Genomic DNA, 20,960 nt, shown 5'->3' on the forward strand with positions numbered 1-20,960 from the left:
CGGTCAGCGCCTGCGTGGGGGGCGTTAGAAGAGGGTGAGCTGCTCCCCTGGCCGGCGAAACGCATCGAGCCGCAGGGCCAGGCGCGGGGCATCGAGCCCCAGGCGGCGCACCGCCAGACGAAAGCGCTGGGCGAGCAGGTTGGCAAACTCCCCCTCTCCGCGCATTCGTTCACCAAACTGCGGGCTATTGAGCGCCCCCTCGCGGCTCTGGCGCAGGATCGAGAGCACCGCCTCACGCCGCCCCGGATAGTGCTCGCCGAGCCAGGTCTCGAACAGGGGTGCGAGCTCGCGGGGCAGGCGCAGCAGGATATAGCCGGCGCAGTCGGCCCCCGCCGCAGCGGCGCCCTCCAGGATCCGCTCCAGCTCGTGCTCGTTGAGGCGCGGGATCATGGGGGCTGCCAGCACCCCGACCGGAATGCCGGCGCGGGTGAGCTGCTCGATCACCCTAAGGCGCCCCTTGCCCGGGGCGGTGCGCGGCTCGAGCCGCTGGCGCAGGGTCTCATCGAGGGTGGTGACCGAGACCATGACGCGGCACAGCCCTTCAGCGGCGAGCTCGGCCAGTATGTCCCTATCGCGCAGCACCATGGCGCTCTTGGTGATCAGGGTCACCGGATGGCCGTGATCGCGCATGACGTTCAGTAACTCGCGGGTGAGCCGCAGCCGCTGCTCGGCGGGTTGGTAGGGATCGGTATTGGCGCCGATGCAGATCACCTCGGGTTGATAGGCAGGGCGGGCAAACTCGGCGCGCAGCAGCTCGGGGGCGTTGCGTTTGGCGAAGATCCGCGTCTCGAAGTCGAAGCCGGGGGAGAGCTCAAGGTAGGCGTGGCTGGGGCGGGCGTAGCAGTAGATGCAGCCGTGCTCGCACCCCTGATAGGGATTGATGGAGGCGTTAAAGGGGACGTCTGGTGATCGGTTGCGGCTGATGATGGTGCGCGCCCCAACTTGACTTATCTGGGTCGTAGGGGATGGACTCACCGTCTCTTGCCACCAACCGTCGTCGACCGCCTCAATGTGCTGCTGGGTGAAGCGGTGATCCACGTTGCCACTGGCGCCACGTCCGGCCATAGGGTTACCTTGACTGTATAAATAAACAGTATTCTGGGTAGGTTACCCTGAAAAAGCAAGCGGGCCCAGGGGCCCGCTTCTGTTCGCGATGGTGAGGGGATCAGATTGCAATGGTCTCGAGGGCGATGCCGCTGACCGCCTTGAGGGCCGAGCGAGCGCTGTCGACCTGACTGATGAGCCCATCCTTGCTCTCGACCAGCACGGCGCGGCGCAGGGTCGCGAGATCTTCCCCTGCCAGCACGGCGTGGGTACAGGCCATCTGCATGGGGGGCAGACTGGGGTTGAAGGCGGCGTTCTCTGCGTAGCGGCCCTCTATGATGCGGCCGTTGGCAAACTCCAGGGCCACCCCGGCAAACCCTCGGCTGTAGGGGGCATAGCTGCGGTTGGCCGCGGCCAGTGCCGCCAGAGTCAGGGGATCTTCACTCGTGAGGGTGAGACCGTGCTCCTGATGGCTCATCAGGGCGTCGGTGATCTGCAAGTCGGCCGGCCCGAAAGAGTGTGGCAGGAAGGCCTGTAGCGGGCTGTGGTCATCGGGCAGGGTCACCTTGATCACCTTGGCGGTGGTCAGCTCGTTCATAAACTGCCGGCAGTGGCCACAGGGGGTGTAGTTGACGGTGATCTCGCTGATCCCGGTTTCGCCGCCGAGCCAGGCGTTGGAGATGGCCGACTGCTCGGCATGGATGGAGTGGAACAAACCTTGGCCGGCAAACTCCATATTGGCGCCGAAGTACCAGGCACCGCTCTGGCCGCTGGCAATCGCCCCTACATAGAAGTTGGAGATGGGGGCCACCGAGCAGGCCGCCGCCAGCGGCAGCAGGGCCAGACGCAGGGCGCGATCCTCCATACCGGTGGCGAGCTTGAGCGTGGCCACTTGGTCCGGGGTCAGGCGAGCCTGAAAGGAATCCTGATTGAGAATGGGCGCGAGCGCATCTTGCAGCTCGGTGGACAGGTTACTGAAAGGCTTGGCAAAACGGGGATGCATGACTCTTCCTCATGGGCCAATTGGGAGGGCATTGTAGGGAGGTACAAGCGCAAAGAGTGTGAGCGCGATCACGAGGCTCGCGCCCGATGGGGTTGAAGGGCCGGACGAAACGTTTGACAGCTTAAAAGTGTGGGCCTCGTCTCACTGCACTCATGCCCCGAAGAGGGCAGAATAGAGGGCAAAGAGCAGGGGGGCGACGGCGGCCGTCAGGATGCCGCAGACCACCATGGCCAGCGAAGAGAAGGCTCCTTGGGTAAGCCCCTGCTCGGCGCTGGCGGCCGTGCCGACGGCGTGGGCCGATGCCCCCATGGCGAGCCCCTGGGCCTCGGGGTCGGTGACGCCCAGCATCTTGAGCAGGGGGAAGCCGATGATGGCGCCGACCACGCCGACGATGACGACGATGGCGGCCGAGATGGCCGGAATACCGCCGAGGGACTGGCTGACGCTCATGGCCAGCGGCGTCGTAATGGACTTGGTGGCGACAGAGGCGAGCATGGCGGGATCGGCGTGCAGCAGATGGCCGATCACCAGGGTGGTGCCCACCGAGATCAGGACCGAGAGCAGGCAGCAGATCACTATGGGTTTAAGCTTGGCCAGGATCTGCCGCGACTGCTGATAGAGTGGCAGTGCCAGGGCGACCACGGCGGGTTCGAGCAGGGCGGTGAGGGGCGAGGTGCCCCGCTGGTACTGATCGAGCGGTAGCGAGAGCAGCAAGATGAGCACGACGATGACCAGGGTCGGGATCAAGACGGGGTTGATAACGGGCCAGGGGAGGCGCCGGTAGAGTGCCCGGGTTGTGAAATAGAGGGCCAGAGTCAGGGGCAGGGCAAGCCAGATCATTGTTTGTTCATCCTCTGATAGAGGTGGCCAACGCAGGCCAGGATCAACACTATGCCGCTCAGGATGGCGGTAACGATGAGGGGAAGGGCGCTACGCAGTGGCTCGAGCCAGGCCACCAGACCGACCGCCACCGGCACAAACAGCACCCCCATGTGGCGCAGCAGCAGTCCGGCGCCACGCTCGACCCAGCTCAGCCGAACCAGTTGCAGCGAGAGCAGCAGATAGAGGATAACCAGTCCTATGATGCTGCCCGGGAAGGCAAAGGGCAGGAGCGCGGATATCCCTTTGCCCAGCATCAGGGCTGCCAGGATCACCAGAAAATCGCGCAGGTAGCGCATCAGGGTGGGAATGGACACGTCGGTTCCCCATGAAATGTGAGCAGGCTCGCAGTCTAGCAGAAGCCGCCACTGCAAACAGCAGGCGGGTGATAAATAATTTCCAATGAAACAATAAACAAGAATAAGGAGTCTCAGTGGGACATTTTCTCTCTTCTCTTCGTCAGTCGGCGGTGACCCAGCTACCGTTGCCGGGGCTGCTGGTCACACATCAGTGGCAGGAGCGTGAGTGCCGGATTCGCCTCGACAATGTGGGGGGGAGCCAGGTCTGCCCCGATTATTGGTCCCTCTTCGATGGCCAGTTTGGCCTGGCCGAAGCGCCCATCTATGGCGAAGGGTTTCAGATGCTGGCCCAGACCCTGGGCACCTGGTCTGCCCCCGAGGCTGTGGGGCGTTGTCCCGATGCGGGCGATTATCGCATCACCCGTGATCAGGGCTTTCATACCGTCCATAACCTGCTGCTGGTTCAGACACAGGCGGGTTGGTTGTTGCTGGCGTTTGGCTCGTGCCACCGTTTTGGCGGCGAGTTTCGTCTCTATCCGGACGGGCGGCTACAGATCCTGATGCGCACCGAAGGGCGCGCCCTGATGCCCGGCCAGTACTGGCTCAGCGAGTCCCTCATCTGCCTCGAAGGGAGTGACAGGGGGGCGCTGCTCAGCGAGCTGGGCCAGCGCTTGGCCCGGGAGCATGGGGGGCGCGCCGGTCGTCGCCCGAGTGGCTGGTGCTCCTGGTATCACTACTACGCCGAGGTGAGCGAGGCGGATATCCGTGAAAATCTGGCCCAGATGGGCACCCGTTTCACCGACCTTGAATATGTGCAGATCGACGACGGCTATCAGGCCTTCATGGGGGACTGGCTAGACCCCTCCGAGCGCTTCGCCGGTGGCGTGCCTGCCCTGGTCGAGGAGATACAAGCCGCCCATCGCAAGCCCGCTCTCTGGGTGGCGCCCTTTATCGCCGAGCCGGGGTCAGCCCTGTTTCGTGACCATCCCGACTGGTTTGTGAAAGATGAGCAGGGCCGGCCCCTGGCGGCCGAGCTGGTGACCTATGGCGGCTGGCGCTGCACCCCCTGGTATGTGCTCGACGGCACGCATCCCGAGGTTCAGCGCCATCTGGCGTCACTCTTTCGTATCCTGCGTGCGCAGTGGGGGATCGATTACTTCAAGCTCGACGCCAATTTCTGGGGCGCCATCCACGGCGGGCATTTTCATGATCCGCTGGCGACCCGGATCGAGGCCTACCGACGTGGCATGGCGGCGGTGCGCCGCGGCGCCGGCGAAGATGCCTTCCTGCTCGGCTGCAATGCCCCCATCTGGCCGAGCGTTGGGTTGGTCGACGGGATGCGTGTCGGCGACGATGTGGAGCGCAAGGGGACGCGTATCCGTCAGATCGCCCGTGAACTCTTCTGCCGCGCCTGGCAGGGTGAGCATCTCTGGGCCCTGGATCCGGACTGTGTCTGCCTGCGTGACATTCCCGGCCAACAGGCGAGTGCACAAGAGTACGCCTTTCATCTGGCGGCCATGGTGGCCAGTGGCGGCATGATGCTGGCAGGGGATCGCCTGCAGGATCTCGACGAGGGGCAGGCGGCGGCACTCAGGCAGTTGTTGGTCCTGTGCCAGGGCCATAGCTCACCGGCTCGCTTCGACGATCTCGGGTTTTCACAGGGCGAGATCATGTGGCAGGGGCAGATCCTGCGTTGCCTCTTCAACTGGTCGAGCGAGCCGCGAGAGATCATGCTGCCGGCCGGCGCCGTGGATTTTTGGGACCATCGCCCTCTGGGCGAGCGGCTTATTCTCGCGCCCTCGGACGGGCGTGTCGTTTGCTACTCGCTCCGCTAGTGCATCCCCAATAACCCCATCCCCCAATAACCAAGAGAGGCCATAAAGGCCTCTCTTTTTTGTGCGCTGTGCGCTTGGTTAGAAGTGCCACTCCATGCCGATGGCGTAGCGGGCGGAGCCATAACCGGGCAGCTCATGGGTCGAGGCGATGGCGCGCAGGGAGAGCGAGGCGGTGAGGGGAATGCCGACACCAATACCGGCGGCCAGCTGATCCTTCTGGCGACCCATCAAGTCGGCGCGCAGTATGCCGTAGAGAGACTGATCCTGGTTCAGGTGCAGATAGCTCTGGTTTGAGAGGCTGTAAGCCTGGGCGAATAACTCGAGCTGAAAGCCGCTTCGCGGTGTCACCGCCAAGGGCACGCCCACGAAATCATAGAGCTCGGAGTCGCGAAAGTAGCTGTTGGTGATGGCCGGAGTGAAATTGGTGGCACGGTAAAAGTCGTCGAAGCTGCGTTTAAGCTCACCGTAAGCCTGGGCGGGGAGCTGCTGCAGATAGTCGGGAACGCTGACCAAGGGCGACGCGGCCAGCGGCGCGGTGAGCAGGCCAAGCAGCAGGGGCGATAACAGGAGTGAGCGCATCTGGGCTCCGAGTCGTCTGAGCGGCATCCGGCCGCGTGAGTCCTTGAGTATGCAAGGATTATGACCCGCCGGGCAAGCCGGCGGGTGAGAGACGTGTCACAGCTTAGAGATCCTCGAGATAGCGATAGATCTGGTGCAGCACCTTAAAGCGCGCCTCGTCGTCCTGATATTGGCTCGCCAGGGCGTCGAGGCGGCTGGCATAGTCGGGCAGACGGGCACCGAAATAGTCGGCGCAGTGACTGCGCCAGCGGCGCGTCTCCTCTTCGCTCAAGGTGTGGGGCCAGTTGCGGGCGCGGTAGCGAAACAGCATCTCGGGCAGCCTGGGATCGCTAAACGAGAAGCTGCGATCCCCGAGCAAGTCGGGGGCAGTGGCGCGGATCATCTCCATGGTGGCCTTGTCGCCCGGCCCGAAGAAGCCACTGTAGAGCATCAGATCCGGATCGCGGCTCTCTTCACCCTGCCACTCCTGGTTGAATACCTCCACCACCTTTTCGCGGATCTCCGGGTGTTGTCGCAGCAGGTCCAGGCTCTTTCTGCACTGCTCACGATCGATGCCGAGCTCATCGGCCCGCTCCTGAGTCAGGGTCGCGGCCGGCGCCAACACGGGGCACTTGTTGATGTGCACCAGCTTCAAAGGCACAGTGTCCAGTTCGCCGAGCGCGTCTTTACGGGTATAGAGGCGTTCGCGCAGGGCATTGGCATCGAGATCCAGCAACACCTGGGGGTCGCGGGTGAGATCGATCACGATCACCGCATTCTGGTTGGTCGGATGCCAGGCCACGGGGGATACCCAGCTGGCGCACCCCTGCCAGGGGGAGAACATGCCCGAGACGTGCACCAGGGGTTTCATGCTCACCACGTCGATGAGCGCCTTCACCTTGTGCTTGCTGCGAAGATCGAACAGGTAGTCAAACAGACGTGGCTGCGCCTCTTTGATGAGTCTGGCCATGGCGATGGTGGCCAGCACGTCGGAGAGGGCGTCGTGAGCCTGCTCATGGCCGATGCCGTTGGCGCGGGTCAGGTTCTCGAGCTTGAAGCTCGGCTTGCCTTCATCATCGAAACACCAGGTGATCCCCTCAGGACGCAGGGCATAACAGGCGCGCACCATGTCGAGGATGTCCCAGCGGGAGTTGCCGTTTTGCCAGGCGTAGGCGTAAGGGTCGTGGAAGTTGCGATAGAGGGTGTTGCGGGTCACCTCGTCATCGAAGCGGATGCTGTTGTAGCCGAGCACACAGGTGCCGGGGGCCGCGAACTCCTCGTGGATGTGGCGGATAAAGTCGGCTTCACACAAGCCATCTTTCATCGCCTTTTGCGGCGTGATGCCGGTGATAAGGCAGGCCTCGGGTTCGGGCAGGTAGTCGGCCGGCGGCTTGCAATAGATGACCAGCGGCTCGCCGATGATATTGAAGTCCAGATCGGTACGGACCCCGGCAAACTGGGCCGGGCGATCGCGAGAGGGGCTGATCCCGAAGGTCTCGTAGTCGTGAAAATAGAGGGTGGGCTCAGTGGCTGATGTTGTTTTGCTCATAGGTTCCGGGATCGTCGGCGCGCGGCGAGTGGGTGGAGACAGGCTCCGTCATGGGCTGCATGGTAAACCATAGCGCAGGCGAGGCGAAGGGAGGGAGGTGTGCCTGCTGGTTTATTGGGCAAGATCCCGCTCCGCTACTGGGCGGTGGCGGCAAAAAAAAGCCCCGCATGGAGACGGTGGGAAGGAGTATGGAAACGCTTCAAGGAAGGGACTACTGGCGATTAGCGTATGTGAGGAACTGCACAACTACGCAGGAGCACTCTACATTGAGTGCTATATGAGGCCAATTGCCATATGTGACAGGCTCAGGTGATCACTTTGCTTGGGGACTCCTAAGTCCATGAGGGGAGGCTAGGCCCTGACCCTGGGCAGATCTGCCAGTGAGAGGGTGTAGTTGGGGCTCTTGTGCTCCTGGCGCATCATCCACTCGGGCTCTCTGAGCCCCTGAGCGGCGAAGTGTAGCTGGCCGAGCCCCTGGGTGCGGATCTTGTCCATCGTCTGCATCAGGGCCTGACGCCTGGGGTCCTGAGGGCGGCTGAAGAGATCCCCCTGACATTGGTCGCGTGGCCGCAGATCCGTGAGGATGACTCCTCCTTTCTGATAGTTGAGGCTCGGCTGCCACAGTCTGCCGAGATGGGGGCGCACCAGGGTCAGCAGATGACCCGTATCATCGCTGGGGGGGAGCAGTGGCAAGGAGAGATGCAGAGCCGGCACCTCGGGCGCACGAAACGGATTGGCGCGCACAAACAGGGTGAGGTGGGCGGCGCAAAGCGACTGCTCGCGCAGCTTCTCGGCGGCGCGCTCGATGAAGGTGGCCAGAGCCTGGTTGAGGCGCTCTTGGGTGTCGACAGGGTGGCCGAAGGAGCGGCTGCAGAGCACTTGCTGGCGTGGCTCGGGGGGCTCTAGCTCGAGACAGGGCCGACCACTGAGCTCTTGCACGGTACGCTCGAGCACCACACCGTAGCGGCTGCGCCAGTAGGCAGGCCGGTGAGTCAGCAGCTGGGCTATGGTCTCGACACCTTCTGCATGCAGGCGGGCACCGAGTCGCCGCCCTATGCCCCAGACCTCGTCCACCTGTGTGATGGCCATCAGGCGGCTGCGGCGATCCGGATCGCGCAGATCCACCACGCCACCTGTGGCTGGCCAGCGTTTGGCGGCATAGTTGGCGAGCTTGGCCAGGGTCTTGGTGGGGGCGATCCCCACCCCGACGGTGAGGCCGGTCCACTGCTGGATCCGATCACGCAGCTGTCGGCCATAGGTTTCCAGATCCCCGGCCCAGCGTTCACCCAGTTCGAGGAAGGCCTCGTCGATGGAGTAGATCTCCACCCGTGGCGAGTGCTTTTCGAGCAGGCTCATCACTCGCTGGGAGAGATCCCCATAGAGGGCATAGTTGGAGCTAAACCAGACGCCGCCTTGCGCCTCGAACTCCCTTCTTATCTGAAAGAAAGGCACCGCCATCTTGATCCCGAGGGCCTTGGCCTCGGGGCTGCGCGAGACCACGCAGCCGTCGTTGTTGGAGAGCACCACCAGAGGGCGCCCCTTCAGATCGGGACGAAACAGCCGCTCACAGCTGGCGTAGAAGTTGTTCACGTCCACCAGCGCATAGGCGCTCATGAGGTGCCCCGCTCCAGGGTGTGCAAGGCGAAGGTGACTACCCCCATCAGCTCGAGAGGCTCATCGGCCTCAAGAAGAAGCGCCGGGTAGTCCGGATTGGCAGGGAGCAGCGCAGGTCTGGGGTGGCATTGCAGCCGCTTGACGGTGAACTCGCCATTGAGGCAGGCGATCACCACATCGCCGTGACGGGGCGTGAGGGCCCGGTCGACCACCAGCAGATCCCCGTCGTGAATGCCGGCCCCCGTCATGCTCTCGCCACAGGCGCGCACGAAGTAGGTGGCGGCAGGATGACGCACGCAGAGGGTGTTGAGATCGATGGGGGTGATGGCGTGATCCTGGGCCGGGGAGGGAAAGCCGCAGGGCACCCGGCTATCGAAACAGGGCAGGGGGAGGGAAGGGGGATCGGTCAGGGGGCGTATCATAGGTGCAAGCCGTTAACTGTGTTTATATACAGTATAATCCGGCGCGCTGTCAGGCCCAAGGCCATAAAAGCAAAAAGGCCCGCAGCGATGCGGGCCTTTCGGCATAATGGTGCGCTCTAGTGGACTCGAACCACCGACCCCCACCATGTCAAGGTGGTGCTCTAACCAACTGAGCTAAGAGCGCAGATTGTGGTGGGTTTAATTGGACTCGAACCAACGACCCCTACCATGTCAAGGTAGTGCTCTAACCAACTGAGCTATAAACCCGCAATCTGGTGCGTCCTAGTGGACTCGAACCACCGACCCCCACCATGTCAAGGTGGTGCTCTAACCAACTGAGCTAAGGACGCAAATTGTGATGGTGCGCTCTAGTGGACTCGAACCACCGACCCCCACCATGTCAAGGTGGTGCTCTAACCAACTGAGCTAAGAGCGCATCATAGTAAATCGTGGTGGGTTTAATTGGACTCGAACCAACGACCCCTACCATGTCAAGGTAGTGCTCTAACCAACTGAGCTATAAACCCACGTCGTCGTGCTGACGAGGCGGCATACTACCCATGCCCCCCAAGGCTGTCAACCAATCCCATCGCATTCCTTGATCGTTTGCCGAGTTCTTGTGCAGCTTGTTGATTTTACGGGCGTATCCCCACTTGGCAGCGTGCCAGAAGCCGTTGCCACAGGCGGGTGTGGTCGCCAATCGAGCGGCGAAAGTCGAGGTAGAGGCCGCTCTCGCGCCCCTGTCCGTAGCGAAGGCGCCAGGGGGTGATGGCCGGGAGTGGCGCAGGGGGCGCCATCAGTTGCTGCAGGAGGGGGGCCAGGCGCAGGAAGCGGCGCTCGAGTAGGCTCAGCTCGGGCTGGACTCCCTTGCCATAGTAGTGGGTCAGGGCGCCGCGCAGACGCACTACCCGCTCCGGGTCGGGGCCACAGGGCAACGCCTCCAGGAGTGGGGTCAGCCAGCGGGTGCTGGTGTCGAGCCAGAGGGTGGCGCTCTCCATGCGATAGAGCAGACGCCCAAGCTCCCCCGAGCCGCGCAGTTGTGCCGAGCGCGCGAGCAGATCGGCTTGCTCACGCCAGTCGAGGGTGCCGGCGGCGCTCTGGCGCAGCTGCAGCCAACGATGCAGCAGGCTTTCGAGGGGCTGATCGGAAGCGGGATCGGGCTCGCTCAGGGGAGGGCGCGGCGAGAGCTGGCGGCGCAAGACGGGATCCGAGGCCAGGGCATTCCAGGCGCGCAGGGGCAGCATGGCTCGCTTGGTCTGGGCCAGTTCAGCGAGCCATTGGCGGGTAGCCGGATCCTGACTGTCACACCCCTCGAGCCGGCGTACCAGGTTCAGCTCGTAGTCGAGCAGGGTGAGGTGATCGGCACTCATGCCCAGCGGCCCGTTGCGTTCGGCGATCTCCTGCCCCAGCCCGCAGCGGCTGAGGGTCAGGATATCGAGCAGCTCGACTTTCAGCTCGGGCAGGGGGAGCATCAGATCCCGCTGGCGGGGCAGTGGGATGGGATCAGGGGCGCCGAGCGAAGGGGGCTTGGCATCCACAATAGCGCCGAGGCGGGTCAGATAGGTATCGAAAGAGGGCTCCATGGCGGGCTGACAGCCCGCCATGAGCAAGAGAAGTAGCAGGCTAGCCGTGCGCAGTGCGCCCATAGATCACCTTGAGTCTCAGGCCCAGCATCAGGGCCGCCGCGGTCAGACCAACGATGAAGCCTATCCAGAAGCCCTGTGGCCCGAGGCGCGGCACCACCATATCCGTCATGCCGAGCACCACCCCGGTGGGCAGCCCCAGACCCCAGTAGGCGATCAGGGTGAGGTAGAAGATCGCCTTGGTATCCTTGTAGCCGCGCAGGGCCGCCGCCGCAATCACCTGCACCGAATCGGAGAGCTGGTAGACGGCCGCCAGCAACAGCAGTGCTGCGGCCAGGGTGATCACCTGATTGTCATCGGTGTAGATCCCGGCTATCTGGTGGCGCAGCAGCACGGTAAACAGGGCGGTGCAGGCGGCGGCACTGAGCCCCAGCATCAGGCCGGTACGGGCCGAGCGGCGGGCCTGCATGCCATCACCATCGCCTATGTTATGGCCGACCCGGATGGTAACGGCGATGCCGATGGAGAGCGGCAGCATGAAGACCAGGCTCGAGAAATTGAGGGCCACCTGGTGACTTGCCACTGTTTCGGCACCGAGCGGGGCCAGCAGCAGGGCGACGACGGTAAAGAGGGTGACCTCGCAAAAAATCGCCATGGCGATGGGAAAGCCCAGGCGAAACAGGCGCCAGATCCGGCTGCCATTGGGGCGCGAGAGTGAGCCAAAGAGGGCAAACCCTTTGAACAGCTTGGAAAAATGCAGATAGCCCATCATGGCAAACAGCATGGCCCAGAGCACGATGGCGGTGGCCACGCCGCAGCCGACGCCGCCCAGGGCCGGCATGCCGAACTTGCCGTAGATGAAGATCCAGTTGGCTGGCACGTTGACCGCTAGCCCCACGAAGCCGATCACCATGGTGGGGATGGTGTGAGAGAGTCCCTCGCTGAAGTTGCGCAGCACCTGAAAGAGAGCGAAGGCGGGCAGGCCCCACAGGATGGCGTGCAAATAGCCGGTGGTCTTGGCCGCGAGGGCGGGCTCGACCTCCATCACCTTCAGGGCGAGTGGGCTGAAGTAGAGGGCCAGCATGCCAAGGGGGATCACCATCAGGGTGAGCCAGAATCCCTGATGGACGGCGGGGCGCACCTCGTCGTGCTTACGGGCGCCACTGAGTTGGGCGACGATGGGGGTGAGGGCCATGATCACCCCCTGCACCAGCAGTATGATGGGCAACCAGAAGCTGGCGGCCACCGACACGGCGGCCAGATCCAGCGCACTGACCTGACCGGCCATCACGGTGTCGACGAAACTCATGGTGGTCTGGGCCACTTGGGCGATGAGGATGGGGGTGGCGAGGCGCACCAGATTACGAGCCTCAGACCAATAGGACTGCACTGACACCTCCGACGGGTCAATCGATAAAGAGCCTAGAGAAAGGACGGGGAAGGGGGGCCGGCGAGCCGGCCCGAGAGGGGAGTGTAACGGCTGTGGCGCCGAAAGAAAACGTTACGCGTCCTCGTGATCGCTGATGAGCAGGTTGGCGGCGGCAAAGGCGGCCTGCTGACGCAGCTCGGCGGGAACCCGCTCGTCACTGGCCACCGCATCGAGGGCGCGCACGGCGGCGGCGATCGCCCGGGGGACATAACCCTGCTCGCCGGAGCCTATCTGGCTATAGGCGGCGCGCACGGCTTCACAGCATTCAAAGACCTTCATGGTGCTCTCCTTTCATAACAGCGACGGGACTATAGCGGGTTGTATCGCCCTTGCCCACCCCTTGCCGGCGGGGGTACCCTTGCGCCATTGCAAACGAGGAGAGCCCTATGTTCACAGGCATCGTTCAGGGGGTGGCCGAGATCCTGGCCATCGAGGAGAAAGAGGCATTTCGCACCCACGTCATTCGCATGCCAACAGCGCAGTGGGGAGAGGGGCTGCAGATCGGCGCCTCGGTGGCCCACAACGGCTGCTGTCTGACGGTCACTCGTATCGAGGGAGAGGCGGTGAGCTTCGATCTGATGCGCGAGACCCTGCGCCTGACCAACCTGGGGCTGCTGGGGGTTGGCGATCGCGTCAATGTGGAGCGGGCGGCCCGCTTCGGTGACGAGATTGGCGGCCATGCCATGTCGGGGCATATCATGGCCACGGCGCGGGTGAGCGAGGTGCAGGACAGCCCCAACAACCGCCAGGTGTGGTTTGAGCTTGCCCCTGAGCTGATGCGTTACGTGTTGACCAAGGGCTATATCGGCATCGATGGGATCAGCCTCACCATCGGCGAGGTGCGTGATCAAGGCTTCTGCGTCAACCTGATCCCCGAGACCCTGGCCCGCACCAACCTGGGGTGGGTCACGCCAGGCTGGCAGGCCAATATCGAGATCGATCCCCAGACCCAGGCCATCGTCGATACGGTGGAGCGGGTGCTGGCGGCGCGGCAATAACCCAGAAGGAGTGACCCCGTGTTTGTGGTGACCTTAACGTACGTAAAACCGATCGCGGTGATCGATGAGCTGATCCCGGCTCATGTGGAGTGGCTCAAGGCACATTATGCGGCGGGGCATTTTCTCGCCTCCGGTCGGCGGGTACCGCGCAACGGCGGCGTGATCCTGGCCGATGGTATGACTCGTGAGGCGCTCGATCGGGTGCTGGCGGGCGATCCCTTTCGGCAGGCCGCTGCCGCCGAGTATGAGGTGACCGAGTTCGTACCGAGCATGACGGCGCCGCAGCTGGAGGGTCTGCGCGGCTGATGCCGTCCCATCGACAGCAAAGAGAGCGGGGCCTGATGGCCCCGCTCCTGGATCAGAAGATCTGCTCGTCGTCGGCGTCGACGAAGAGCTGCAGGCGATCGCGCTCCTCATCCTTGTGCAGACGCAGGTGGATGGGGTTGCAGCAGGCCATGCAATCTTCGTAGTAATCCTGATCCCCCTGACTGGCATCGAGCTCCACCACAGTGTGGTGGCCGCAGTGGGGGCAGACGATGCGCTTGCTGGTGTAGGTGATCATGCTCTCCTCCCGGCCCATTGGGGCTCCTCGTATACCTTGAGTCTAGCCCGTCCATGTCAGGAAAAACCGCGAGAGAGTGCACGTTCTAGCGCAGATGTGCGGCCTCGAGGCGGGCCAGGGAAGGGAGCTCCAGATCGGCGATGGCCAGACGCGGATCCCCCACCAGGGCGGGATCGGGCACGATGAGCGCCTTCATGCGTGCCGCCTTGGCGGCCAGCAGGCCGTTAAAGCTGTCTTCCACCGCCAGGCACGCCTCGGGCGCCAGCCCGAGCTTCTCGGCGGCGTGGATGTAGACATCCGGGTGGGGCTTGCCAAAGCGCTCCACTTCGGCCGAGTGGAGGGCCTCGAAGTGATGGGCGATGCCGAGGATCTCCAGCACGTTATGCACCATGGTCATGGGCGAGCTGGTAGCAAGGCCGACTCGCAGCCCCTGATCGCGAATGAGCCCCAGGGCGTGATCGAGCCCCTCCTTGGGGGTGCCTTCGAGACGGATGAGGCGATTGACCTCGGCCACGATGCGCGCCACCACCTCAGGCTGGCTCGGCGGATTGATAAGATCCGGATAGCGCAGGGCCACCACCTGATCGATGCGAAGGCCCATGGTGGCTTCACAGTCGGCCTGGCTCATCGGGCGCCCCAGCTCGCCGAATACCTGGCTCTGGGCCTGTTGCCAGAAGGGCTCCGAGTCGAGCAAGACCCCGTCCATATCGAAAATCACTGCCTTGATCATGATGGCTCCTAACGCGGCGTCCCGCTGTGACGCACAGGATGATGGGTAAGACGCCCCCAGTTGAGGCGGCGATCCAAAAAAGAGAAGGGCGCATAATAGCGCCCTCGTCCACGCCTGTCAGGCATCAAGGGTGCATAGTGATGCCGTCGGCCACCCGTTTGGCCTGGGTGACTGCATCCAGGGTGTCACTGCCCCGGGCCAGGGCGACCCCGAGGCGACGGCGTCCCTGGATCTCGGGCTTGCCAAACAGGCGCAACTGGGCGCCGGGCACCAGGGCAAGTGCCTCGGCGAGACCACTGAAGCGGATATCCTGGCTGTGGCCATCGCGCAGCACCACGGCCGAGGCGCTCGGGCCGTACTGGGTGATGCGACCGATGGGGAGCCCCAGGATGGCGCGCACGTGCAGGGCAAACTCCGAAAGATCCTGAGAGATCAGGGTCACCATGCCGGTGTCGTGGGGGCGCGGAGAGACCTCGCTAAACCACACCTGATCCCCTTTGACGAAGAGTTCGACCCCAAACAGTCCGTGGCCGCCGAGGGCCTGGACCACCTGACCCGCCACCTCGCGCGAGCGTGCCAGGGCCAGCTCGCTCATGGCCTGGGGCTGCCAGGACTCGCGATAGTCGCCCTCCTCCTGACGGTGGCCGATGGGAGAGCAGAAGTGGATACCGTCCACGGCACTGACGGTGAGCAGCGTTATTTCGTAGTCAAAGTCCACGAAGCCCTCGACGATCACCTTGCCGCGCCCGGCGCGCCCCCCTTCCTGGGCATAGCGCCAGGCGTGGGCGAGATCGGCGTCGTTTCGCACCACGCTCTGCCCCTTGCCCGACGAGCTCATCACGGGTTTGACCACGCAAGGCATGCCAACCTCGGCCACGGCGGCGCGAAAGCCGGACTCGTCATCGGCGAAGCGGTAGGGTGAGGTGGGCAGTGAGAGCTCCTCGGCGGCCAGACGGCGGATCCCCTCCCGGTTCATGGTGAGGCGGGTGGCCCGAGCGGTTGGCACCACCCTGTGCCCCTGGGCCTCCAGGTCGAGCAGGGTGTCGGTGGCGATGGCCTCTATCTCGGGGATGATGACGTGAGGGCGGAACGTCTCCACCAGCTCACGCAGGGCATGACCATCGAGCATGTCGATGACGGCGCTGTGGTGGGCCACCTGCATGGCGGGGGCATCGGCGTAGCGATCGGCGGCCATCACCTCGACCCCGAGCCGCTGCAGCTCGATGGCCACCTCCTTGCCGAGTTCACCTGAACCCAGCAGCAGGGCGCGGGTAGCAGAGGGGCGGGTTGCGGTTCCCAACATGATCTCACTCCTTTTCGGTCACGGATGGTAAAAAAAGAGGCACGCATGGCGTGCCTCGGGATCTCAACGGTGTTGACGCTGCTCTAGATGGGTGAGCAGGGTCACGGCGCCTATGATGACGGCGGCGCCGAGCCACAGCCGGCCCGGTGGTGCCCAGCCAAACACCAGCCAGCCGGCGGCCACGTTCATGGGCAGCTTGGCAAAGTCAAAGGGCTGCACGAAGGAGGCCTCGGCCACGCTGTAGGCGCGGGCGATGGCCATCTGGGCCAGGGCCGACAGGGCGCCGGCGGCGGCCACCAACCACCACTGCTCCAGGGTGGGCCACTGCCACTCGGGCAGGGCCAGCATGGCGTTGAAGGGGGTACTCAGCACCAGCAGATAGACGACGATGGTGTGGGGCGACTCGGTGGCCGACTGGTAGCGCACCATCAGGGAGTAGCCGGCCCAAAACAGGGCTGCGGCGACCGGCAGTAAGGAGGCCAGGGTGAAGTCATCGCGCCAGGGGGCCAGGATCACCATGGCGCCGGTGAAGCCTCCCAGGGTCGCGAGCAGCCGGGCGCGGCTCACCCTTTCGCCCAGAAACAGTGCCGAGCCCAGGGTGGCGAAGAGGGGAGAGGTCATCAACAGGGCAATCCCCTGCCAAATGGGCACGGGTACGGCCAGGGCCCAGAGCCAGAACTGAATACCCACCACGGCCAAGGCGACGCGCAGCAGGTGCAGACGCGGCTGACGGGTCAGCAGGGATTGTCGCAGACCATGGCGAACCAGCCAGGGCAGCAGGCAGACGAGGGCGATGAGATATTGATGAAAGGCGACCTGGGTTGAGGGGAAGCCCAGCTTGAAGCTGACATACTGGCTCAGGCTGTTGACGGCGGCGAAGCAGAGACCGGCGACCATCATCCAGACTGCACCGGCCAGAGGGGAGTGCCTGTGCATGGTATGAGATAACTGTCAAAAAAGTGCGGCGAATGATAGCGGCAATCGTTTGTTCTGCCAAGTCTTATGGACCCGGTCAGGGATAGGATGGGCTGAGAGAGAAGTGTTGGTTCAACTTTTTTGAATAAGTAGAGTCAACTTTTTCGCTGTGATGGAAACGCCGAGGCGATTAGAGTCTCTCCATCGGCTCGTGGGAGCCAGACACATCAGGAGCACAATCATGAGCAAGATCCTCGTTCTCAAGTCCAGCATACTCGGCGGTTACTCACAATCGAGCGCCCTTATCGATCACTTCCTGGCCGAACGTCAGGCTCGGGGAGAGGCCGACAGCGTGACGGTGCGCGAGCTGGCCGAGCTCGATCTGCCGGTACTGGATGGCGAGCTGGCGGGCGCCCTGCGCGGCGGCGACAACCTGAGCGAGCGGGCCCGTCAGGCGGTGGCGCTCTCCGATGAGCTGGTGGCCGAGCTCAAGGCGAGTGACATGGTGGTGATTGCCGCCCCCATGTACAACTTCAACATCCCGACCCAGCTCAAAAACTGGATCGATCTGGTGGCCCGTGCCGGGGTGACCTTCAAGTACACCGAGACCGGCCCGGTCGGCTTGGTGGACGGCGTGCGTGCCGTGGTGGTGAGCCCGCGCGGCGGCATGCATCTGGGCCAGCCGAGCGATCTGGTCACCCCTTACATGAAGGTGTTTCTGGGTTTCATCGGTATCAAGAATGTGGACTTCATCTATGCCGAGGGCATGGGAATGGGGCCGGACGCCGTGGCCAAGGGGTTGGAAGCCGCGCGGGCTCGGGTGGCCGAGCTGGTTGCCTGAGACGTGCTCCATAAGAAAGGGCCGGCATATTGCCGGCCCTTTTTCGTGTTGAAGAAGGCTTAACGAAACTGCCGCTGCTCGGGCTGGTAGATAAAGCCCCCTTCGGCCAGACGGGCCTCGAGGGCGGCGCGGTCGATGTCGTGGGCGCGCACCAGGTCGTCGAGATCGGCATAGTTATCGCGCAGCTGCATGTTGACCAGACTCAGCAGCATGTTGATGTCCATGGTGGCGAAACGCTCGAGACCCATGATCACTCCTTGTCGAGAATGTGCAGCTTGTCGATCGCCTCATCCAGCGTCTTGAGCTGGCTGTTGATCTGCAGGCGAGCGTCATCGGGCAGATGCTGGCTCAGGGTGGTTTCCCAGCTGGCGATGTCCTGCTTGAGTTGCTGAAACAGCTTGAGACCGGAGGCCGTGAGGGAGACCAGATTGATCCGTTTGTCGTGGGCGTGGCTCTCGGTGGAGACGATCCCCTTTTCGCCGAGGCGGTGGATCTCGCGGGAGATGCGAACCTTGTCCATGCCGCTCGCCTCGACCAGCTCTTTCTGGCTGATGGGATATTGAGGGCCCAGCACCATCATGAGGCGCCACTGGGGAACGGTCAGCTGGTAGCGCTGCTGGTAAAATTGCTCGAAAGTCTCCCGCACCATCTCAGCGGCGTGGACCAGCTGGTAGGGGGGATAGTGTTGGAGCAGGCCGATGGGTTTGTGCATAACGTCTCCTGCAGGCAAACCGCCCCGCAAGGCGGTTTCTAATGATACTGGCTCATGATACGCCATTTATAAGGCCTGCTCCATGGCCTGCGTCATCCTTTGTCGTCTCAGCCCTGGCGTAACCAGAACAAGGCCCCGTGTTTGAGCCAGGCCTCACGGGTGGCGATGGCATAGCTGGCGGCTTCGTCCCGGCTGCCGGGGCTGTAACTCTCGGGTGCTTCTTTGGGGAGTTTGCGGCTACCGAGCAGGCTGGCCTTGACGTGAGCGTTGGCATTGCACGCCTCGGCCAGTGCCGGGGCGGCGGCCTCTCCCCCCCGGGTCGCGAAGATCATCAGGGCGCGGTTGAAGCAGAGCCAGCTGCTGGCCTCGTCGAAGCGCTCAAGCAAGGCGGCGAGTGCCTCCCAGCGTCCCGTCAGGGCATAGAGGCTGGAGAGGAGGTAGCGGCAGCCAAGGGGATCGTCCTGGCACAGGGTGAGCAAGGCGAGATAGTGCGCCTCCGCCTCGGCAAAGCGCCCCTGCTCGCGCAGGCAATCGGCCAGGCTCGCCCGGGCGGCCAGCAGGGGGCGTGCGGCCGGCTCGCTCCAGGCATAGCCACCCAGCGCCTCGAGGGCGGCTTGATCAAACAGGGTCGAGGCATCGTCCACGATGAGGCCATACAGGCGTGCCCGCTCCTGCTGGCTCCTGCTCTGGGCTGCCGCCTCGAACCAGCCTTGCCAGCGCTCGGCCTGCTCTGCCGGGATCGCCAGTTCGGTGGCATGATGGCGCCGGGGCGTCACCACCTCCGCATGCTCTGCCTGAAGCAGGCCATTGAGGGCGCTCTTCATGCTTTGCCGGCTGCGCTTGAGAAAATCGGGCAGGGCCGGGGCGTCAGGGGCGGCCTGGTGCAGCATCTGGGCCATGTGACGGTCACGAAACAGGCAGAGCTCGGCGGCCAGGCTAAAGCGCAGCTGGGTGCTCGGATGGTTGAGGTCGGTCGGGCGCGGCCAGCAGGCAAAGCCGAGGCTAAAGCCATGGCTCCACTGGCGCAGGGGCTGCTCATCGGCAAAGACGGACTCGGGATCCTCGCTGGACAGTCGGCACTGGGTGGGCAGGGCGAGCTGCCCTTCGTCGGCCAGGGCTTCGAGCTCATTGATGAGGCTGGCGAGCGCCTGGGTGGTTTTTTCATCCAGCGCGTCTTGCCAGAGTCCCGCGAGGGGCTGGCGCCAGTCCGGTAGTTCGGGCCCGGTCAGGCGGGCACACAGAAAACCGTGCAGGCCGGCATAACCCAGCCCTGGCAGCGCCTGCTCCAGCCAGGCATTGAGGTGTCGAGTGCGAACGGATGGCGTCATCAGCGGATCCTCATGAAGAAAATTGGCGCGAAGTCTACCTAAAAGTAGGGTCATTAGCAGCCAATCCTTGCCTGTTTGCTGGAATTGTGTGCAATGGGACGATGCCGCTGGCGGCAGTTTGCGGTAAGATGCGCCCTCGATTTAGGTGTCGGAATTGAGATGATGATTGAGATTGGCAAGAAAAATACCCTGACCGTCGTCGAGCTCGAGCCCAAGGGGGCCTGGCTTGAGGCAGGGGATTACGGCGAGCTGTTGCTGCCGCGTCGCCAACTGCCGCCCGAGGCGGCGGTAGGGCAGGGGATAGAGGTGTTTCTCTATCTGGATGCGGACTGCGAGCCGGTGATCACCACCGATCAGCCCAAGGCGATGGCGGGTGAGTTTGCCGGTCTCAAGGTGGTCAGTGCCAACAAGATCGGCGCCTTCCTCGACTGGGGCATGAAAAAAGACCTCTTCGTGCCCGAGCGCGAGCAGGCCAAGGCGATGCAGGTGGGGCGTACCTATCTGGTCTACCTCTCCCTCGATCACGAGGGCCGCATGGTGGGCACCAGCAAGATCGATCGCCACCTCGCCACTGACCGTCCTCCCTTCAAGGCGGGCGACGAGGTATCGGTTCAGAGCGGCGATCACACGCCCCTCGGCACCAAGGTCGTGGTCAATGGTCGTTGGCCCGGCATGCTGTTTAAAAACGAGATCTTCGGTCGCCTGCAGACTGGACGCCCCACCCGGGCCTGGGTCAAGCAGGTGCGCGACGACGGCAAGCTCGATCTGACCTTGAATCAGCCCGGCATGGGGAAAGCCGATGATGCCAGTGGCAAGATCATCGCCCGACTCGAGCGCCAGGGAGGCTGGCTGGCGGTGGGGGACAAGAGCGATCCCGAGCTCATCTATCAGCTCTTTGGCATCAGCAAGGGCACCTTCAAGAAGGCGATCGGTGGGCTCTACAAGCAGGGGCGCATCGAGATCGAAGCGGAAGGGATCCGACTGGTGAGCTCAGAGGACGAGCCCTCCTGATGCCCTCACCCTGTATCGGCGATTGCCGCGCCGTCGGCGGCATCTGCCTCGGTTGCGGTCGCACCCTCGGCGAGATCGGGCGCTGGAGTGCCATGGACGAGGCGCAGCAGGTCGCCGTGATACAGGAGCTCCAGGGCGAGCGTAGCTCGGCCCGCTGCGAACGCTGCGGTGAGCCCCTCTATTGCGCCGTCTCGGCGGGTGAGGGGATCGAGGCCTGCTGGTGCAACCAGACCCGGCCACTGCCCATGGCGCCCGATGCTACCCAGTGTCTGTGCCGCCGCTGCCACGCTTTGGCTCAGCAGCAGGCGGGACGCTAATGCGAAGAGGCCAGTCGGTGACGACTGG

Annotated in this window: 24 protein-coding genes and 5 tRNA genes; 6 read left to right on the plus strand and 23 right to left on the minus strand. The window is 63.7% G+C overall.

The annotated features are described in order from the left end of the window. Positions 1-24: 24 nt before the first annotated feature. The 4 genes from BN1121_RS14545 to BN1121_RS14560 form a co-directional block, all read right to left on the minus strand. Positions 25-1,065: a PA0069 family radical SAM protein gene (locus BN1121_RS14545; RefSeq protein ID WP_005352058.1), complete on the minus strand. Its 1,041-nt coding sequence runs from the start codon at positions 1,063-1,065 to the stop codon at positions 25-27. Positions 1,066-1,165: 100 nt separating this feature from the next. Then, on the minus strand, positions 1,166-2,047 hold the full coding sequence (gene cdd / locus BN1121_RS14550; protein WP_005352061.1) for a cytidine deaminase: 882 nt from the start codon (positions 2,045-2,047) through the stop codon (positions 1,166-1,168). A gap of 150 nt (positions 2,048-2,197) precedes the next feature. Next, the gene (locus BN1121_RS14555) at positions 2,198-2,887 is read right to left on the minus strand and encodes an LrgB family protein (RefSeq protein WP_005352064.1); all 690 of its coding nucleotides are present in this window, start codon (positions 2,885-2,887) and stop codon (positions 2,198-2,200) included. Further along, on the minus strand, positions 2,884-3,225 hold the full coding sequence (locus BN1121_RS14560) for a CidA/LrgA family protein (protein WP_043157434.1): 342 nt from the start codon (positions 3,223-3,225) through the stop codon (positions 2,884-2,886). The genes BN1121_RS14555 and BN1121_RS14560 overlap by 4 nt, the downstream gene beginning before the upstream one ends. A 134-nt stretch (positions 3,226-3,359) precedes the next feature. Between BN1121_RS14560 and BN1121_RS14565 the strand changes: the two genes are divergently transcribed. Further along, positions 3,360-5,060, plus strand: a complete 1,701-nt coding sequence (locus BN1121_RS14565) for a glycoside hydrolase family 36 protein (protein ID WP_005352070.1) — start codon at positions 3,360-3,362, stop codon at positions 5,058-5,060. Positions 5,061-5,138: 78 nt separating this feature from the next. Here BN1121_RS14565 and BN1121_RS14570 read toward each other — a convergent pair whose 3' ends face one another. The 12 genes from BN1121_RS14570 to BN1121_RS14625 form a co-directional block, all read right to left on the minus strand. Further along, the gene (locus BN1121_RS14570; RefSeq protein WP_005352075.1) at positions 5,139-5,639 is read right to left on the minus strand and encodes a hypothetical protein; all 501 of its coding nucleotides are present in this window, start codon (positions 5,637-5,639) and stop codon (positions 5,139-5,141) included. Positions 5,640-5,742: 103 nt separating this feature from the next. After that, positions 5,743-7,167, minus strand: a complete 1,425-nt coding sequence (gene sbcB / locus BN1121_RS14575) for an exodeoxyribonuclease I (RefSeq protein WP_005352078.1) — start codon at positions 7,165-7,167, stop codon at positions 5,743-5,745. A gap of 351 nt (positions 7,168-7,518) precedes the next feature. Then, complete coding sequence (locus tag BN1121_RS14580; RefSeq protein ID WP_005352081.1) at positions 7,519-8,781, minus strand: Y-family DNA polymerase; 1,263 nt, start codon at positions 8,779-8,781, stop codon at positions 7,519-7,521. Continuing rightward, positions 8,778-9,203 (minus strand): translesion error-prone DNA polymerase V autoproteolytic subunit, encoded by a 426-nt coding sequence (umuD, locus tag BN1121_RS14585; RefSeq protein WP_005352084.1) that lies wholly within the window; start codon positions 9,201-9,203, stop codon positions 8,778-8,780. The genes BN1121_RS14580 and umuD overlap by 4 nt, the downstream gene beginning before the upstream one ends. Before the next feature lie 107 nt (positions 9,204-9,310). Next, a tRNA-Val gene (locus tag BN1121_RS14590) sits at positions 9,311-9,387 on the minus strand. Positions 9,388-9,393: 6 nt separating this feature from the next. Continuing rightward, positions 9,394-9,470, minus strand: a tRNA-Val gene (locus tag BN1121_RS14595). 6 nt (positions 9,471-9,476) lie between these two features. Next, positions 9,477-9,553, minus strand: a tRNA-Val gene (locus BN1121_RS14600). Between the two features lie 9 nt (positions 9,554-9,562). Continuing rightward, positions 9,563-9,639: transfer RNA gene (locus BN1121_RS14605), tRNA-Val, on the minus strand. Positions 9,640-9,653: 14 nt separating this feature from the next. Continuing rightward, positions 9,654-9,730: transfer RNA gene (locus BN1121_RS14610), tRNA-Val, on the minus strand. 108 nt (positions 9,731-9,838) lie between these two features. Continuing rightward, positions 9,839-10,849, minus strand: coding sequence for a DUF3080 family protein (locus tag BN1121_RS14615; RefSeq protein WP_052450257.1), 1,011 nt, complete (start codon positions 10,847-10,849; stop codon positions 9,839-9,841). Further along, positions 10,827-12,176 (minus strand): MATE family efflux transporter, encoded by a 1,350-nt coding sequence (locus BN1121_RS14620; RefSeq protein ID WP_005358112.1) that lies wholly within the window; start codon positions 12,174-12,176, stop codon positions 10,827-10,829. Before BN1121_RS14620 ends, BN1121_RS14615 begins: the two co-directional genes overlap by 23 nt. A gap of 111 nt (positions 12,177-12,287) precedes the next feature. Next, positions 12,288-12,494, minus strand: a complete 207-nt coding sequence (locus tag BN1121_RS14625; RefSeq protein WP_005358114.1) for a YaeP family protein — start codon at positions 12,492-12,494, stop codon at positions 12,288-12,290. Between the two features lie 107 nt (positions 12,495-12,601). On the opposite strand from BN1121_RS14625, the gene BN1121_RS14630 reads away from it, so the two are divergent. Next, a complete protein-coding gene (locus BN1121_RS14630) occupies positions 12,602-13,213 on the plus strand; it encodes a riboflavin synthase (RefSeq protein ID WP_005358117.1) in 612 nt (203 codons plus the stop codon). An 18-nt stretch (positions 13,214-13,231) separates the two neighbouring features. After that, positions 13,232-13,519: a YciI family protein gene (locus BN1121_RS14635; RefSeq protein ID WP_005358120.1), complete on the plus strand. Its 288-nt coding sequence runs from the start codon at positions 13,232-13,234 to the stop codon at positions 13,517-13,519. Positions 13,520-13,571: 52 nt separating this feature from the next. Here BN1121_RS14635 and BN1121_RS14640 read toward each other — a convergent pair whose 3' ends face one another. The 4 genes from BN1121_RS14640 to BN1121_RS14655 form a co-directional block, all read right to left on the minus strand. Next, positions 13,572-13,775: a CPXCG motif-containing cysteine-rich protein gene (locus BN1121_RS14640; protein ID WP_043157967.1), complete on the minus strand. Its 204-nt coding sequence runs from the start codon at positions 13,773-13,775 to the stop codon at positions 13,572-13,574. Between the two features lie 85 nt (positions 13,776-13,860). Then, positions 13,861-14,505 (minus strand): hexitol phosphatase HxpB, encoded by a 645-nt coding sequence (gene hxpB, locus BN1121_RS14645; protein ID WP_005358126.1) that lies wholly within the window; start codon positions 14,503-14,505, stop codon positions 13,861-13,863. Between the two features lie 124 nt (positions 14,506-14,629). Further along, the gene (purT, locus tag BN1121_RS14650) at positions 14,630-15,808 is read right to left on the minus strand and encodes a formate-dependent phosphoribosylglycinamide formyltransferase (protein ID WP_005358128.1); all 1,179 of its coding nucleotides are present in this window, start codon (positions 15,806-15,808) and stop codon (positions 14,630-14,632) included. Between the two features lie 63 nt (positions 15,809-15,871). Further along, entirely contained in the window at positions 15,872-16,708 is an 837-nt protein-coding gene (locus BN1121_RS14655; protein ID WP_005358130.1) for a DMT family transporter, read from the minus strand. 256 nt (positions 16,709-16,964) lie between these two features. Between BN1121_RS14655 and BN1121_RS14660 the strand changes: the two genes are divergently transcribed. After that, a complete protein-coding gene (locus BN1121_RS14660) occupies positions 16,965-17,564 on the plus strand; it encodes an FMN-dependent NADH-azoreductase (protein ID WP_005358132.1) in 600 nt (199 codons plus the stop codon). A gap of 59 nt (positions 17,565-17,623) precedes the next feature. Here the strand turns inward: BN1121_RS14660 and BN1121_RS14665 are convergent, their stop codons facing one another. The 3 genes from BN1121_RS14665 to BN1121_RS14675 form a co-directional block, all read right to left on the minus strand. Continuing rightward, positions 17,624-17,812, minus strand: a complete 189-nt coding sequence (locus BN1121_RS14665) for a DUF4250 domain-containing protein (protein ID WP_005358134.1) — start codon at positions 17,810-17,812, stop codon at positions 17,624-17,626. Positions 17,813-17,814: 2 nt separating this feature from the next. Beyond that, positions 17,815-18,276: a MarR family winged helix-turn-helix transcriptional regulator gene (locus BN1121_RS14670; RefSeq protein ID WP_005358136.1), complete on the minus strand. Its 462-nt coding sequence runs from the start codon at positions 18,274-18,276 to the stop codon at positions 17,815-17,817. Between the two features lie 107 nt (positions 18,277-18,383). Beyond that, positions 18,384-19,604, minus strand: coding sequence for a UPF0149 family protein (locus tag BN1121_RS14675; RefSeq protein WP_005358137.1), 1,221 nt, complete (start codon positions 19,602-19,604; stop codon positions 18,384-18,386). Positions 19,605-19,766: 162 nt separating this feature from the next. Here BN1121_RS14675 and BN1121_RS14680 point away from each other — a divergent pair, with 162 nt between their 5' ends. Beyond that, complete coding sequence (locus tag BN1121_RS14680; RefSeq protein WP_043157968.1) at positions 19,767-20,615, plus strand: CvfB family protein; 849 nt, start codon at positions 19,767-19,769, stop codon at positions 20,613-20,615. Further along, positions 20,615-20,932 (plus strand): DUF1289 domain-containing protein, encoded by a 318-nt coding sequence (locus BN1121_RS14685; protein WP_005358148.1) that lies wholly within the window; start codon positions 20,615-20,617, stop codon positions 20,930-20,932. The genes BN1121_RS14680 and BN1121_RS14685 overlap by 1 nt, the downstream gene beginning before the upstream one ends. The last annotated feature ends 28 nt before the right edge of the window (positions 20,933-20,960 follow it).

Source organism: Aeromonas diversa CDC 2478-85 (assembly GCF_000819805.1).
GTDB classification, from domain to species: domain Bacteria; phylum Pseudomonadota; class Gammaproteobacteria; order Enterobacterales; family Aeromonadaceae; genus Aeromonas; species Aeromonas diversa.

Bases quoted from the DNA above. Each gene is read 5' to 3' on its own strand.
- BN1121_RS14670 (WP_005358136.1), bottom strand. From the start codon at position 18,276: ATGCACAAACCCATCGGCCTGCTCCAACACTATCCCCCCTACCAGCTG.
- BN1121_RS14640 (WP_043157967.1), bottom strand. From the start codon at position 13,775: ATGATCACCTACACCAGCAAGCGCATCGTCTGCCCCCACTGCGGCCAC.
- umuD (WP_005352084.1), bottom strand. From the start codon at position 9,203: ATGATACGCCCCCTGACCGATCCCCCTTCCCTCCCCCTGCCCTGTTTC.
- BN1121_RS14680 (WP_043157968.1), top strand. From the start codon at position 19,767: ATGATTGAGATTGGCAAGAAAAATACCCTGACCGTCGTCGAGCTCGAG.
- BN1121_RS14625 (WP_005358114.1), bottom strand. From the start codon at position 12,494: ATGAAGGTCTTTGAATGCTGTGAAGCCGTGCGCGCCGCCTATAGCCAG.
- BN1121_RS14570 (WP_005352075.1), bottom strand. From the start codon at position 5,639: ATGCGCTCACTCCTGTTATCGCCCCTGCTGCTTGGCCTGCTCACCGCG.
- BN1121_RS14630 (WP_005358117.1), top strand. From the start codon at position 12,602: ATGTTCACAGGCATCGTTCAGGGGGTGGCCGAGATCCTGGCCATCGAG.
- BN1121_RS14545 (WP_005352058.1), bottom strand. From the start codon at position 1,065: ATGGCCGGACGTGGCGCCAGTGGCAACGTGGATCACCGCTTCACCCAG.
- BN1121_RS14615 (WP_052450257.1), bottom strand. From the start codon at position 10,849: ATGGGCGCACTGCGCACGGCTAGCCTGCTACTTCTCTTGCTCATGGCG.
- BN1121_RS14560 (WP_043157434.1), bottom strand. From the start codon at position 3,225: ATGCGCTACCTGCGCGATTTTCTGGTGATCCTGGCAGCCCTGATGCTG.
- hxpB (WP_005358126.1), bottom strand. From the start codon at position 14,505: ATGATCAAGGCAGTGATTTTCGATATGGACGGGGTCTTGCTCGACTCG.
- BN1121_RS14660 (WP_005358132.1), top strand. From the start codon at position 16,965: ATGAGCAAGATCCTCGTTCTCAAGTCCAGCATACTCGGCGGTTACTCA.
- purT (WP_005358128.1), bottom strand. From the start codon at position 15,808: ATGTTGGGAACCGCAACCCGCCCCTCTGCTACCCGCGCCCTGCTGCTG.
- BN1121_RS14555 (WP_005352064.1), bottom strand. From the start codon at position 2,887: ATGATCTGGCTTGCCCTGCCCCTGACTCTGGCCCTCTATTTCACAACC.
- BN1121_RS14665 (WP_005358134.1), bottom strand. From the start codon at position 17,812: ATGGGTCTCGAGCGTTTCGCCACCATGGACATCAACATGCTGCTGAGT.
- BN1121_RS14580 (WP_005352081.1), bottom strand. From the start codon at position 8,781: ATGAGCGCCTATGCGCTGGTGGACGTGAACAACTTCTACGCCAGCTGT.
- sbcB (WP_005352078.1), bottom strand. From the start codon at position 7,167: ATGAGCAAAACAACATCAGCCACTGAGCCCACCCTCTATTTTCACGAC.
- BN1121_RS14655 (WP_005358130.1), bottom strand. From the start codon at position 16,708: ATGATGGTCGCCGGTCTCTGCTTCGCCGCCGTCAACAGCCTGAGCCAG.
- cdd (WP_005352061.1), bottom strand. From the start codon at position 2,047: ATGCATCCCCGTTTTGCCAAGCCTTTCAGTAACCTGTCCACCGAGCTG.
- BN1121_RS14675 (WP_005358137.1), bottom strand. From the start codon at position 19,604: ATGACGCCATCCGTTCGCACTCGACACCTCAATGCCTGGCTGGAGCAG.
- BN1121_RS14685 (WP_005358148.1), top strand. From the start codon at position 20,615: ATGCCCTCACCCTGTATCGGCGATTGCCGCGCCGTCGGCGGCATCTGC.